The following is a 13114-nucleotide window of genomic DNA, read 5'->3' as shown; positions in this document are numbered from 1 at the left end:
CTCCCCTTCTCCCCTGATCCCCATCGGACCCTCAATCGCCATACACAATATATATGAGCAACAGCTTATCCGCTCGATTAACCCCACGTTTACACAGGTTCGTAGTGCGAACTGAAGTAGGCTCTTGTTGCCGACTGAAGTCCGCACTACAAACGGGGTAATCTACCGGATACGATCTCGTACATTTCCGATTCCTCGAAACCGGATTTTTTTATCTAATATGCGGATGAAGAACAAGTATTTTCGTGACAAAATCAGGTTTTTGAACAAAAAAAACGGATACCGTGCCACCTTGACTCCTGATTGGAAAGAGTACAGTTTTAGACTTTTGTTCAATATCCAAAATTGCTCTGGGAGTCAATCTAAAATCTAAAATCTAAAATCGACAGACTGCCCGTGCGTCCAAGAGTGAGTTTGTCAGACCGGGTTTTGTACAAGAATGTTGTAAATAATAAATAATTTTTGTACAAAACCCGCCCTCTTCTCAAACAAAGCTAGCCGCCCCAAACCTTCTTCAAAACCTCTTGAGGAGAAATGTCAGCCATTTTACCAGTAGGAGATTTTATGCCCAAAAATCGATCGCCCGGTGGCAGCAATTTTGCAGGTTCAGTCGGGCCGAACAAAGCTATTGTATAAGTTTGAACCGCTACAGCTAAGTGCATCGGCGCACTGTCGGTACACATCATCAAATTAGCAGCAGCAATAGTGGCGGCTAATTTGCCGATATCATCCGGCGAGATAACTTTTACCTTCGGACAAAGTTCGACTAACTTGTTTACGAAGGCTGCATCTTCGGGGCCTTTCACAACAACAACGGGCAAATTAGGCTGCCGTTGCTGACAGTCTTCGATGATTTGTCTCCAGTTGTCTGTAGGGTAAATTTTGTCAATACCTTTAGACAGGGCTAGCTGACTGGAACCGCCGTGAATCAGAATGTAACCGCTTTCTTTTACACCTAACCGCTGCTGTTCGGCTTCTGCCCACTGAATATCCTGTTTTGGTACATTAATTGCCAGGGGCGGACAAGGATTTTTAATGTTGAATCCTTGCAGCAAATCGTGATACATTGAGGCAGCGTACTGGTCAGTTTTTAGAGGTACGGCATCGGTGAGAAATCGAGCGCCGTTGGTTCCTAAATAGCCAACTCTCTGCGGAATGCCGGTCAGCCACAGCAGAAGTCCTACAGTCCACCGCTGGCCGAGGGAAACAACTGCTTCGTATTCGCGATCGCGAATTACGCCCAGTAAATTGCCCAAATCTGCCATAGCGTTGCGGTCTTTGAAATTGTACGTCAAGACTTCTTTGACGGACTTGCAGACTCGGTAAGCGCCCTTTGCCCTCGGTTCCACGATGACATCAATCTGAGAGTCTGGATAAGACTGCTTGAGGTCGTCAAGGGTGGGGAAAAATAAAATTTGGTCGCCAATCCCGCCAGGGACAAGTGCTAGTATTCGCATCATAAACGATCGGGCTATTATCTATCTAGGTAGCTCTCAGCTATCGGTCTTCCACTATCAGCTTATAGTATTTTTAGACTTTAAAAGCTACTGGCTGACAGCTAAACAACTGACCCAAAAGTACAGGACGCTTTTAATATATACCTAGTTGGTAAAGAAGGGTTAGTTAATGCACTTATTGATTGCGGCGGCCGGTTCGGGGCGGCGGATGGGGAGTCAGCGGAATAAACTGCTGCTGAATTTGCTCTCTAAACCTTTGCTGAGTTGGACTTTGGCTGCTGCTGAAGCTTCGCGGCAGATTAGTTGGATCGGCATCATGGGACAGCCTGACGATTTTCCAGATTTTAAGGCAATTCTGGTCGATTTAGCTTTGGTGAAGCCTGTGGAACTGATTCTAGGAGGGGCTACCAGGCAAGAGTCAGTTTACAACGGTTTGCAGGCTTTGCCACCAAATGCCGATCGAGTGTTGATTCACGACGGCGCTAGGTGTTTGGCAACTCCTGAATTGTTCGATCGCTCGGCAGAAGCTCTGTTGGGCTGTCCGGGCTTGATTGTCGCCGTCCCGGTCAAGGATACCATTAAGGTGGTGGACGAGTCTAGGATTGTGCGAGACACGCCGGACAGAAGCAATTTGTGGGCGGCCCAGACTCCCCAAGGATTTGAAGTGAAATTATTAAAGCAGTGTCACGAACAAGGGCGACAAAAGGGTTGGGAAGTTACAGACGATGCCGCTTTGTTTGAAAAATGCGGTTTAGCCGTGCGAATTGTTGAGGGAGAAGAGACAAATTTGAAGGTGACAACGCCCGTTGATTTGAGCGTAGCAGAATTCATTTTGCGCCAAAGATTCGGATAAATTATCTTCAACAAACTTCCCGTACGGGTTTTGTCAAAAAAGAAGCGGTTCAAACTGCCGCTTCTTCTTTCATAAACCTGTTTTTTAGCTTTTTTATTCACCCAAAAACGGATAGCGTCGTGGAAAGAGCGAAATTTTAGACAAGAATTCCAATTCCCGTGATTCACCCAGCAGCAAGTAAATCTCAAATCGAAACATGGAAAATCTCAAATTGAGTGAGGTTTTTTACGAGGAATAATTAGAGAATTTTTTGCTAGTTATTTTTGATGACGCGAAGGCGTTTCTTGTTTTTTGGGATCATCTTTAGTTTGGCAAAAAGCATTTTTTTATGATAGTGCTGTCCCTGAAAACCTAGCCGTACAACACTCGATGAGGAGAGAACACTATAGCGGTTATCAAAAAAGTGAGGAGAGCCCTATGCCCGATGCCCGATGCCCGATGCCCGATGCCCTATGCCCTATGCCCTCATCTTTCTGAAAAAGGCTATATATAAATACAAAACACAGATGATCCTCATTTGTTCAATCAGATTTGTACTGCTTTTTTTCATCTCTTAAATGCTTGACATGATACTTATTTTAGGAGGGTTAAATCAGCCCTGCCTAATTTAGCGGTATAAAAATAAAATCAGGATCGGAGCGAACAGCGTTTGACCGACATTTGCCCCTTCGCGACGCAAAGCCAAGGTTTTTTTGCGCCAAGTAACCAAACTCTAGACTATTTCTAGATGAGTTTGCTTGTATGGCGGTAGCAACTAAGCGACACTGTAGGTAGCAAGTCAGTCCCTGTAAGGTCTGAAGGCATCTAAAAACGGTGTTTTGCTAGACCGTTCCTAGAGAGTGCCTGCTAAATGGCTGAAAGTATTGATAGTTCGTTAGGTTTTCGATGAGTTTTTAAATGTTAAGTTTTTTGTAAAGGAGATATCAACTCTGAGCGATCCAGCACTTTCGGGCACCACCGGTGTTTCACCTACAGCTTTGCTTCCTCAACTGTCGATCGGTATTTTTGTCCGCTCACAGGAACTCGCAGGCTCGGCGATCGAGCTTTTGAGGGGCGATCGCTATGCTTTAACCCATATCAAGTCGGCGGTGGAGTTTTTGGGATTTCTGAAGCACAGTTACCACCTCGATTGTTTGGTTGTTGAGGTAGATGGAACTCGGCGCGAACTCCTCAGCAAGCTGCAAGAACGATCGCTCTTTTTGCCTGCTGTGATTTTTTTGCCCCAGCCCGGGGAGCATGAAATACCCGAAGCACCACTTTCAGATAGTTTTGAGACGCAGCCCAGTAATGCCGACAAGAGTCAAGATCAAAGTTGTACTTTTTTTTACCACCCTGCGGAGGTGCAACTGCCGATCGCCCGATCGAGCGAAATAACTGCAGCTATCGATCGGGCGATCGGGCAATTTCTCAAACTTTCAACTTTAGTTCCTCTCAACGAGCAATCCGCAAAAGTCGATCCGACAACCCTATTGACTGCTCAAAGTTTACTAAGCCGACAGCAGCGCCGACTTGCGGAAAAATTACGGGAGCGATTAGGATACTTAGGTGTGTATTATAAAAGAAATTCCCAGATTTTTTTGCGAAATCTGTCTGAGTCAGACAAGCAAAAGTTCTTGGAGCAACTCAAGTCAAGTTATCGCGACATCGTTTTGCATTATTTTTCTGAAGATACTGCCGTCAACAATCAAATAGATGAATTTGTCAATTTGGCTTTTTTTGCTGACGTTCCCGTTACTCAAATTGTAGAAATTCATATGGAGTTGATGGAGGAGTTTGCTAAACAGCTAAAATTAGAAGGGCGCAGCGAGGAAATATTGCTCGATTACCGCTTGACTCTGATTGACGCGATCGCTCATCTGTGCGAAATGTACAGGCGATCGATTCCAAAAGAGACATCTAAACCTAGAGAGTAGAAGGAAGAAAGCAGAAGCTAAAATTTACAAAAATAGAAAGGATAAGACGTTCGATAGGGCGATCGGAAAGCAGCAATTATTATAAAATAACAAAGAACAGCAGACTTAACACAAATAACAACTACAACTAACATCTGACAACTCATACTCAACATCTATAAAAGTTCATGAGTCCTCTCAAAAAAACCTACGTTCTCAAGCTCTATGTTGCTGGAAATACTCCCAACTCAGTGCGAGCTTTGAAAACCCTAAAGGACATCCTAGAACAAGAGTTTCAAGGAGTGTACGCCCTGAAAGTCATAGACGTTCTCAAAAATCCTCAACTCGCAGAAGAGGACAAAATTTTGGCAACCCCGACTCTGGCGAAAATCCTGCCGCCCCCGGTGCGAAAAATTATTGGCGATTTGTCCGATCGCGAGAAAGTTCTGATAGGATTAGATTTGCTCTATGAAGAACTCCGCGAAGAAGACCTGAATTCATAAGACGATCGGGTGACAGTCATTAGTCAGCAGTGATTAGTTATTAGTTATGGGAGCATCTCATTTTTGTAAAAAGCATTTTTTTGTTATAGAACTGTCCCCGTTCGCACGGGTTATATAAGCCAGTACGAACGCGGACACCACTAGAAAAGTTAATGATTCACAACTAAAGAATACTGAGAGTTCACAAAAATCCATATGAATGAAATTATTCAAACAGTACAACCAGAAAAAAATGTAACTGCAGGAGTTCAAAAAATTCGCACGATGATTGAAGGTTTTGACGACATCAGTCACGGCGGAATGCCAGTCGGCAGAACCACCCTAGTCAGCGGCACATCAGGAACAGGAAAAACTTTATTTGCCGTACAATTTATCTATAACGGAATCACCCATTTTGACGAACCGGGAGTCCTCGTAACTTTTGAAGAATCACCAACAGATATTATTAAAAATGCGTGCAGTTTCGGTTGGAATCTCGCAAAATTAATCGATGAAGGCAAGCTATTTATTTTGGACGCTTCCCCCGACCCAGAAGGTCAGGATATCGTGGGAAATTTTGATTTATCAGCCTTAATCGAACGAATTCAATACGCCATTCGCAAGTACAAAGCCAAGCGCGTTTCTATAGATTCAGTGACAGCAGTATTTCAGCAGTACGACGCTGCATCGGTAGTGCGCCGAGAAATTTTTCGCTTAGTTGCGCGCCTCAAACAAGTAGGTGCAACTACAGTTATGACTACCGAAAGGCTGGAAGAATACGGCCCTGTGGCCCGATTTGGAGTGGAAGAATTTGTATCGGATAATGTAGTAATTGTTCGCAACGTTTTAGAAGGAGAACGCCGCCGCCGCACAATGGAAATTTTGAAGTTGCGCGGTACAACTCACATGAAAGGCGAATATCCTTTTACTATGACTAATGACGGCATTAATATTTTCCCATTGGGAGCGATGCGATTAACTCAAAAGTCTTCTAACGTGCGGGTTTCTTCCGGCGATAAAACTCTCGACGAGATGTGCGGCGGCGGTTTCTTTAAAGACTCGATTATTTTAGCTACTGGTGCAACGGGAACCGGCAAAACCCTGTTGGTAAGCAAGTTCTTGCAAAATGCTTGCATGAACGGCAATCGGGCGCTGCTTTTTGCCTATGAAGAATCGCGGGCTCAGTTGTTCCGCAATGCTTATTCTTGGGGCATTGATTTTGAAGAAATGGAACAGAAAGGACTGCTAAAACTGCTGTGTACTTACCCGGAATCTGCGGGTTTGGAAGACCACTTGCAGACGATTAAATCAGAAATTGCGGAATTCAAACCTTCTCGAATTGCTATTGACTCGCTGTCGGCCTTAGCTAGGGGTGTCAGCAATAATGCTTTTAGGCAATTTGTGATTGGGGTAACGGGTTTTGCGAAGCAGGAAGAAATCACTGGCTTTTTTACAAATACCAGCGATCAGTTTATGGGTTCTCATTCGATTACTGACTCCCATATTTCTACGATTACTGACACGATTATCATGCTGCAGTATGTAGAAATTCGCGGGGAAATGTCGCGGGCAATTAATGTGTTTAAAATGCGCGGTTCGTGGCACGACAAAGGGATTCGGGAATATACGATTACTGAACGGGGGCCGCAAATTAAAGATTCGTTCCGCGGCTACGAACGGGTGATCAGCGGTTCTCCGACTCGGATTGCCATTAATGAGAAGAGTGAGTTATCGCGGATTATTCAGGGGGTACAGGGCCCAGATGATGACGATATTTAATAGCAAACAGTCGGTTTTAGGGTGCTCTTAGCAAACACTATTATAGCTGTTGTTGAGAAACTCATACCATGTACGATCGATTGACAATGACGAAATTGGTTCGTAGTGCGGAATGCGAGTCCGTTCTTGGGTTGCGGACTCCAGGATTCACGCGCGATCGGGAAGCAAATCAAAATGTGGCTCCGACCGACGCGGATTTTCCAGAGCCGGCAGACTTGCTCAACCAGTTGAAAGGGCGGCGCAAAAAGTCGAGGGCTGACTTGGCAGATATGGAGGCGGTGTTGGATCTACTGGGGGACAGGGACTGAGTACAGGTCTAAATTGGATACAAAATCATATCCAATTTGTATCCAATTTAGTGTCAACAGGGTGATAGGTGGCTAATTTGTATCCAATTTCTAGTTACCTCAACGCCCTAATGCCTGGTAATTTAGGCAATAAAAAGCCTCAAACCGTTGATTTATCGTTGATTTGAGGCTCATATATTCGTAAGCGGGCAGCGGGAATCGAACCCGCATAGTTAGCTTGGAAGGCTAAAGTTTTACCACTAAACTATGCCCGCACACAGAATCCAAATATAACACAAGCTTCTAAAAATTGCAATAGGCCTGTGCAAAATTTTTTAAGTTGTCCCTCCCAAGGGCTAAATCGGGACTTGGAGCCCGATCGCCCAATCAGCTAAAAATCTCCCTTTCCCAGGCTACCAAAGGCTTTACGGGTGGAAATAATCGTAGATTTGCTGCGCCAGACGCGGGCCAATCCCAGAAACTTCTGCCAACTGTTCGGGAGTCGCTAAACGCAGATAGTCGATCGACCGAAAATGCGCTAACAACAGTTTTTGCCGGTGGTGTCCCAATCCCGGAATATCATCAAGGCGCGATCGCTTCATTCTCTGACTTCTTTGATCCCGGTGAAAACTCACAGCAAATCTGTGCGCCTCATCCCGCACCCGCCGCAATAATTGTACCCCTGGCTGCTCAGAATTAGTGGGCAGCGGCAAAGATTCCCCCGGCAAAAATATCTCCTCTCGCTGCTTAGCCAAACTGACAACCCGCAACTCATCTAGCAAATTCATCTCCCGCAAAACAGCCACAACTGCTGACAGTTGACCTTTGCCACCATCTATCATAATCAAATCCGGTTTGTCAGAAATAGTATGAGAAACCGAAGATAAACTACTGACTTCTTGCCGCAATCCTAAATTACTCAATTCATTTTCATTACTTTGATCCGTTAAATCCCGTACATTGTTCGTTGCCGAACTTTCTTTTTCCTGATTCTTTCGGAATCTCCTACCGATAACTTCTGCTAAACTCGCAAAATCGTCAGAATGACCCGATTTAATTTCAGGATTCTTAATTTTGTAATGGCGGTAGTGTTGATTGGCCGGCAAACCATCAATAAATACGACGCGGGAAGCTACCGCATCCGAACCTTGGATGTGAGAAATATCGTAACCTTCTATGCGGTGCGGCAGTTCGGGCAAATCGAGAAGTTCTGCTAAATCTTCCATTGCTTGAGAATTGCGATCGCCCAATCTCTGCATTCTCGCCAATTCATACTCAGCATTGCGTTCCACCATCTCAATCAACTCCGCCTTAGTTTGGCGCTGCGGAGTCACAATTGTCACTTTTCGTCCTTTACGATTGCTCAACCAATCTGCTAATATTTCCGCTTCTGGCAATTCGTACTGCACTGAAATTTCGCTGGGAATTTCTACAGATTCGACATTTTGATAATGTTCCTCCAACACCCGCTGCAAAATTGCTCCCGGTTCCACCCCCGCTTCCCCACCTTCGCAAAGAGGGGAGGAAACAGAAAGTTGAGACAACTCTTGCCCCCCATTGGTAAGGGGCGGTTGGGAGGGTATTTCTGCAATAAATCCCAGTCTTCCGACTAATTGGCCGGCACGAATCTGGAATAATTGAACGCAAGCGTGCTGAGTGCCGGCTGCAAGGGCGATCGCATCTCTAGAAACCGTATCATCGGGTAAAGACACTTTTTGACCAGCACTCAAAGACTGCAAACCCTTAATTTGATCTCGGATCCGCGCCGCAGTTTCAAAGTTTAAATCTTCCGCTGCTTTTTCCATTTGCGGTTCCAGAATGTCCAGCAACTCCTGAGTCCTTCCCTGAAAAATCATCGCTACCTTTTGGATAATTTTGCGGTATTCTTCCGGCGAAGTTAGCCCTTGACAAACGCCGACGCAGCGGCCGATGTCGTAGTTCAAACAGGGACGGTCTTTAAACAGCGGCTGAGGGCGCTGTCGCAGGGGAAAAATCCGCTTGATTAAATGCAGCGTACTCCGCAGCGCCCCTGTATCGACGTAGGGGCCGTAGTAGCGGTCTTTTGCACTGCTGGCGCGACGTTTACGGGTGATGAAAATGCGCGGGTATTCTTCCGACCAAGTTATGCACAAATAGGGATATTTTTTATCGTCCTTAAGGAGGACATTAAAGTAAGGTTGGTGCTGTTTTACAAGGTTTGCTTCTAATGCTAAAGCTTCCGCTTCTGTGTCGGTGGCGATGAATTCGATTTCCCGCACTTGCTGTACCATCATCGCGATGCGGGGACTGAGGTTTTGGCTTTCGCGGAAGTAGGAACGGACGCGATTTCGCAGTTTTTTTGATTTACCGATGTAAAGGATGCGATCGCTCTCGTCTCGCATTAAGTATACACCAGGAACCGCCGGAATTTCTTTGAGGCGACTTTCTAGGCGTTCCGAGTCTTTAACTAACGGCAGAGTTTTTGTGGATGGCATTGCAAGCTATCTCAGCAAAATAGAGACTGATTGTACACTTTTTTATTTTACCTTAATTCTGTCTTTTTTTACGGCTGCTACCGCCGCCAAATTCACCGATTAAACTTGAAAATTAGTTACAATATCTGAGATAAAAACTTGCGGGTGCGTTCTTCCTTCGGATTCTGAAAAAACTCTTCCGGCCCGGCTTCTTCCACTAAAACGCCGCCGTCCATCAATACAATGCGATCCGCTACTTCGCGCGCAAATCCGACTTCGTGAGTTACTACTACCATTGTAATTCCAGTTTCCGCCAAATTTCGCATCACATCTAAAACTTCTCGCACCATTTCTGGATCTAATGCTGATGTTGGTTCGTCAAAAAGCATAATTTTAGGCTGCATTGCTAAAGAACGTGCAATTGCTACCCGTTGCTGCTGTCCGCCAGATAGCTGTCCGGGATATTTTTGTGCTTGTTCCAAAATTCCCACTCTTTCTAACAGTTGCATTGCTGCTTCTTCGGCTTTTTTCTTGGGCCAGCGGCGCACCCATACGGGCGCTAGCATGACGTTTTGTAAGACTGATAGGTGGGGAAACAGGTTGAATTGTTGAAATACCATTCCTACTTCCCGGCGAATTGTCTCGATGTTCCGCAAGTCGTGGGAAAGTTCGATTCCGTCGATCGTTATTTTACCTTGCTGATATGCTTCTAAGGCGTTGAAAGTACGAATAAATGTGGATTTTCCCGAACCGGACGGGCCCATTATGACGACGACTTCGCCTCGGTTTACGTTCATGCTAACGCCTCGCAGTACGTGAAATTTTCCGTACCATTTATGGACATTTTCTGCTACGATTACTGTTTCGGGATTTGTGGATTGAGTTTCCATGTTTGTTTTATTTGTTAACCGCTGATTAACGCTGATGAACGCTGATAGAAATTCCTGTAGAAAACTTGTCTAATAACCAATAACCAATAACCAATAACCAATAACCAATAACCAATAACCAGTAACCAGTAACCAATAACCAATAACCAACAACTAATAACCAACAACTAATAACTTTTTTCGAGACTGCGTTCTAGTTTGCGGCTAGCTAATGACATTGAATAGCAAAATACCCAATAAATTAGGCCGACGAATATGTAAACTTCGGCGTACCTGCCGATGTATGATGGATTTGCTAAAATTGCGCGGGATATTCCGATTAATTCTAACATTCCAAATAGGGCAAGTAGGGATGTATCCATGAATAATCCGATGAATTGACCGCCGATCGCCGGAATGACTGTTCGCAACGCTTGGGGTAGTACAATGAGAATTGTCAGTAGCGGTGTGTTTAGCCCGATCGCCCTTGCCGCTTCTATTTGTCCCCTGGGTACGGCTTGCAAGCCCCCGCGCACGTTTTCTGCCAAGTATGCCGCACTGAATAATGTTAATCCCGCGATCGCCCTTACGACTCTATCTAATTTGGGATATTCCGGCGGCAAGAATAATTGCAGCATCACTTGACCTAAAAACAAAATGCCAATTAATGGCAAACCGCGAACGATTTCAATATATAATGTTGAAAGCAGTTTGACGACGGGCAAAGAACTTTGTCTCCCCAAGGCTAGCAATACTCCCAAGGGAAAGGAAAGCACAATACTAATTATTGCTAAAAACAGCGTCAACACTAAACCGCCCCAATCATTTGTCGAGACTTCTCTCAAACCTAACCCGCCTTTAATTAGCCACAAAATCAGCGGGAAGGATAAAGCCCAAATTCCTGGCATCCAACCCATGATTTTAGGGTTGACTTGTCTGGCGGTGACGTAGCCGACGATGGCTGCGATAATAATTCCTAAGAGGTAGAAGCGAGAGGTTTGGTCGATCGGCGAAATCAGCGCACCGACAACCGCAGCACCGAGTAAAATCAATGTAGGCGCATTCCAAAGTCGTTCTTCCCGCTGAATATTTCCCCAAGTCAAGCCTCCCAAAAAAGCAATTATTCCCGCCACTATCCACAGCCGCCAGTAGGATTCGCTGGGAAATCTGCCCGCAAAAAATAGCGGTAAGTTGGCTTCTAATACCCGCCACTGAGCTTTTGTTGTAGCCCAAACGATAATTCCTTTGATAGTTTGGAAACCGACAATCAGACAAACTACTGTAAAAATGCAGTTGTACCAGGTACTAAATAGGTTTTTGCGCGCCCAATTCCAAGGTGTGGGTGATTCGGTGGGAGGAGGCGGTAGTATGGGGGTTTTTTCCATAATTCTTGAGTGGTTAGTGGTTAATTTCTAATTGCACTTATAGTCTTTCTCAGTAACATGAGGTGTTCTCGCGGGCATAGGCCTCCGTGGGCATAGGGCAAACAGGGCATACTTCACCAAGCCAGAAAACCGCTATACTAAAATTTCTAAAATTTTGACGGCTAGTTTCTGTTCGTTCGCAAACAAATTAGCAGTTTCAGAATAACTTAATTGAAATGTTTTTAAGACGCTACTTAAACTGAAGTCACTGTAAGCCATTTGATTGTCCTTATTGTAAGGAGAATTAATTTTTTATCTTTCCTTGAGTTGTACGGTTTGATTGTACCAATTCATGAATAGAGAAACTATTAAACTAATTGTTAGGTATGTTACCATGATAATTAGCATTGCTTCGATCGCCCGACCGGTCTGATTCAACGTCGGAGAACCCACTACAAAGTAAACATCGGGATAAGCCACGGCCACCGCTAAACTCGAATTCTTAGCTAAATTCAGATACTGACTGGTTAAAGGCGGCACAATCACCCGCAAAGCTTGCGGCAAAATTACCATCCGCATCGCGGTTCCCGATTTTAGTCCCAAAGATTTTGCCGCTTCCCACTGGCCTCGGGATACTGACTGAATTCCGGCGCGGACAATTTCTGCAATGTAACTCCCAGTATACAAGCTGAGTCCTGTTACTAAGGCTGCAAATTCTGGAGTTATTTTTAATCCTCCTTGCAGTTGCAATGCTGGTGTCAGGCGGGGAAAATCTAGGCGCAAAGGCAGATTTTTGGTGATAATTAAAGCTACGATCGCACTTAGCCCGATCGCACCGGCCGCCCAAAATAACTGTCTTCCCGGCTTCGCTGTTTCCAGCATCACCCGCCCCCGCCACATCCACAGCCCCGCCGCCGCCAAAACTCCAACAGTTAACAAAATCAACCAAATCTCAAAACCGGGCAAAGGTGCAGGCCAAGGTACAGCAATACCGCGATTTGTCAAGTAAATCGGCCCTTTCATCTGCGGGTTATCTTCCAGTTTTGGCAGAGAAATGAACACTGCAAAATACCAGAAAAATAATTGCAGCAATAAGGGCGTGTTTCGCAGAACTTCTACGTACAAAGCAGCCAAATTTCGCAGCAACCAGTTGTCGGAAAGGCGCGCAATTCCTACCGTCACGCCCGCAATTGTTGTGAAAATAATCCCCAGACCCATTACCCGCAGCGAGTTGACTAAACCGACAAAATAAGCTTGTCTGTAGGTATTTTCGGGACTGTAGGGAATTACGCTTTCGCCGATGTCGAAGGATGCTTGGGAATTGAGAAAGTCAAATCCAAATTCTATCCCTAGTTGCGTGTAATTGGCGCTGATATTGTCCCAAAAAATGGCGATTACAGTTATTACTAAAATTAGGGCGATCGCCTGTCCGACTATTTTCCACAAGCGATCGTCCCGCAGCAGTTTCATCATTGTTATTGGTTATTGGTTATTGGTTATTGGTTATTGGTTATTGGTTATTGGTTATTGGTTATTGGTTATTGGTTATTGGTTATTAGTTATTGGTTATTGGTTATTGGTTATTGGTTATTGGTTATTGGTTATTGGTTATTGGTTATTGGTTATTGGTTATTGGTTATTGGTTATTGGTTATTGGTTATTGGTTATTGGTTATTGG

Annotated in this window: 12 protein-coding genes and 1 tRNA gene; 6 read left to right on the top strand and 7 right to left on the bottom strand. The window is 44.9% G+C overall.

Features of this window, described 5'->3' with window-relative positions; translation table 11 throughout:
* Positions 1-494: 494 nt before the first annotated feature.
* Positions 495-1457 (bottom strand): glycosyltransferase family 9 protein, encoded by a 963-nt coding sequence (locus IQ263_RS25945; protein WP_194008176.1) that lies wholly within the window; start codon positions 1455-1457, stop codon positions 495-497.
* Between the two features lie 169 nt (positions 1458-1626).
* Between IQ263_RS25945 and ispD the strand changes: the two genes are divergently transcribed.
* The 5 genes from ispD to IQ263_RS25920 all read left to right on the top strand — a co-directional run bounded on the left by ispD (position 1627) and on the right by IQ263_RS25920 (position 6771).
* Positions 1627-2310, top strand: coding sequence for a 2-C-methyl-D-erythritol 4-phosphate cytidylyltransferase (gene ispD / locus IQ263_RS25940; RefSeq protein ID WP_194070970.1), 684 nt, complete (start codon positions 1627-1629; stop codon positions 2308-2310).
* Positions 2311-3287: 977 nt separating this feature from the next.
* Positions 3288-4223 (top strand): circadian clock protein KaiA, encoded by a 936-nt coding sequence (locus IQ263_RS25935; RefSeq protein ID WP_194070969.1) that lies wholly within the window; start codon positions 3288-3290, stop codon positions 4221-4223.
* A 167-nt stretch (positions 4224-4390) separates the two neighbouring features.
* Positions 4391-4705: a circadian clock protein KaiB gene (gene kaiB, locus IQ263_RS25930; protein WP_006632119.1), complete on the top strand. Its 315-nt coding sequence runs from the start codon at positions 4391-4393 to the stop codon at positions 4703-4705.
* Between the two features lie 195 nt (positions 4706-4900).
* Complete coding sequence (gene kaiC / locus IQ263_RS25925; protein WP_194070968.1) at positions 4901-6463, top strand: circadian clock protein KaiC; 1563 nt, start codon at positions 4901-4903, stop codon at positions 6461-6463.
* A gap of 68 nt (positions 6464-6531) precedes the next feature.
* Entirely contained in the window at positions 6532-6771 is a 240-nt protein-coding gene (locus IQ263_RS25920; protein WP_228050372.1) for a hypothetical protein, read from the top strand.
* A gap of 183 nt (positions 6772-6954) precedes the next feature.
* Here IQ263_RS25920 and IQ263_RS25915 read toward each other — a convergent pair.
* From IQ263_RS25915 to IQ263_RS25895, 6 genes are all read right to left on the bottom strand, one after another.
* Positions 6955-7025, bottom strand: a tRNA-Gly gene (locus IQ263_RS25915).
* 150 nt (positions 7026-7175) lie between these two features.
* Complete coding sequence (uvrC, locus tag IQ263_RS25910) at positions 7176-9224, bottom strand: excinuclease ABC subunit UvrC (RefSeq protein WP_194070967.1); 2049 nt, start codon at positions 9222-9224, stop codon at positions 7176-7178.
* A gap of 116 nt (positions 9225-9340) precedes the next feature.
* A complete protein-coding gene (locus tag IQ263_RS25905; protein ID WP_194070966.1) occupies positions 9341-10093 on the bottom strand; it encodes an amino acid ABC transporter ATP-binding protein in 753 nt (250 codons plus the stop codon).
* Positions 10094-10260: 167 nt separating this feature from the next.
* A complete protein-coding gene (locus IQ263_RS25900; protein ID WP_194070965.1) occupies positions 10261-11457 on the bottom strand; it encodes an amino acid ABC transporter permease in 1197 nt (398 codons plus the stop codon).
* Positions 11458-11589: 132 nt separating this feature from the next.
* Positions 11590-11715 carry a hypothetical protein gene (locus IQ263_RS29550; protein WP_255515933.1) on the bottom strand — a complete coding sequence of 42 codons (126 nt, stop codon included), beginning with the start codon at positions 11713-11715 and terminating at the stop codon, positions 11590-11592.
* 33 nt (positions 11716-11748) lie between these two features.
* A complete protein-coding gene (locus IQ263_RS25895) occupies positions 11749-12909 on the bottom strand; it encodes an amino acid ABC transporter permease (RefSeq protein ID WP_194070964.1) in 1161 nt (386 codons plus the stop codon).
* 19 nt (positions 12910-12928) lie between these two features.
* On the opposite strand from IQ263_RS25895, the gene IQ263_RS28975 reads away from it, so the two are divergent.
* Positions 12929-13114, top strand: a 186-nt coding sequence (locus tag IQ263_RS28975) for a hypothetical protein (RefSeq protein ID WP_228050371.1), incomplete at its 3' end; no start/stop codon positions are given.

Origin of the sequence: Tychonema sp. LEGE 06208, from assembly GCF_015207505.1 — a bacterium.
GTDB lineage: Bacteria > Cyanobacteriota > Cyanobacteriia > Cyanobacteriales > Microcoleaceae > Microcoleus.
Note: the sequence above shows the minus strand (reverse complement) of the source record. Positions and strands in the feature narration are given on the sequence as shown.

What these genes read in the sequence shown, in the direction of transcription:
- uvrC (WP_194070967.1), bottom strand. Translation starts at nt 9,224, where the DNA reads ATGCCATCCACAAAAACTCTGCCGTTAGTTAAAGACTCGGAACGCCTA.
- kaiB (WP_006632119.1), top strand. Translation starts at nt 4,391, where the DNA reads ATGAGTCCTCTCAAAAAAACCTACGTTCTCAAGCTCTATGTTGCTGGA.
- IQ263_RS25945 (WP_194008176.1), bottom strand. Translation starts at nt 1,457, where the DNA reads ATGCGAATACTAGCACTTGTCCCTGGCGGGATTGGCGACCAAATTTTA.
- IQ263_RS25905 (WP_194070966.1), bottom strand. Translation starts at nt 10,093, where the DNA reads ATGGAAACTCAATCCACAAATCCCGAAACAGTAATCGTAGCAGAAAAT.
- IQ263_RS25895 (WP_194070964.1), bottom strand. Translation starts at nt 12,909, where the DNA reads ATGATGAAACTGCTGCGGGACGATCGCTTGTGGAAAATAGTCGGACAG.
- ispD (WP_194070970.1), top strand. Translation starts at nt 1,627, where the DNA reads ATGCACTTATTGATTGCGGCGGCCGGTTCGGGGCGGCGGATGGGGAGT.
- kaiC (WP_194070968.1), top strand. Translation starts at nt 4,901, where the DNA reads ATGAATGAAATTATTCAAACAGTACAACCAGAAAAAAATGTAACTGCA.
- IQ263_RS29550 (WP_255515933.1), bottom strand. Translation starts at nt 11,715, where the DNA reads ATGGCTTACAGTGACTTCAGTTTAAGTAGCGTCTTAAAAACATTTCAA.
- IQ263_RS25900 (WP_194070965.1), bottom strand. Translation starts at nt 11,457, where the DNA reads ATGGAAAAAACCCCCATACTACCGCCTCCTCCCACCGAATCACCCACA.
- IQ263_RS25920 (WP_228050372.1), top strand. Translation starts at nt 6,532, where the DNA reads ATGTACGATCGATTGACAATGACGAAATTGGTTCGTAGTGCGGAATGC.